This is a genomic window from Mesorhizobium sp. M5C.F.Ca.IN.020.29.1.1 (genome assembly GCF_003997375.1).
Classification (GTDB): Bacteria; Pseudomonadota; Alphaproteobacteria; order Rhizobiales; family Rhizobiaceae; genus Mesorhizobium; species Mesorhizobium wenxiniae.
In genome coordinates this window covers 1-468 of record NZ_RZSW01001183.1, presented here as the reverse complement: position 1 = coordinate 468, position 468 = coordinate 1, and the positions used below count along the sequence as shown (strand labels likewise).

General features: G+C 63.0%; 1 protein-coding gene. It reads left to right on the top strand.

All coding sequences use genetic code 11. The features are described 5' to 3' along the window. Positions 1 to 468, top strand: a 468-nt coding sequence (locus EOA85_RS36950) for an alcohol dehydrogenase catalytic domain-containing protein (protein WP_245486422.1), incomplete at both ends; no start/stop codon positions are given.

The following is a 468-nucleotide window of genomic DNA, read 5'->3' as shown; positions in this document are numbered from 1 at the left end:
ATGATGAAGGCGCTGGTCAAGGCCAAGGCCGAGCCGGGCATCTGGATGGAAGAGGTGCCGGTGCCGGAAATCGGCCCGAACGACGTTCTGATCAAGATCAGGAAGACAGCGATCTGCGGTACCGACGTTCACATCTACAATTGGGACCAGTGGGCGCAAAAGACCGTTCCGGTGCCGATGGTGACCGGCCACGAGTTCGTCGGCACGGTCACCGACTTCGGCGCGGCGGTCACCGAATACAAGGTCGGCCAGCGTGTTTCGGGTGAAGGCCATATCGTCTGCGGCCATTGCCGCAACTGCAGGGCGGGCAGGGGGCATCTGTGCCGCAACACGCTCGGCGTCGGCGTCAACCGGCCGGGCGCTTTCGGCGAATATCTGGCGATCCCGCAGCACAATGTCGTGCCGATCCCCGACGACGTGCCCGACGAGATCGCCGCAATCTTCGATCCCTTAGGCAATGCCGTTCAC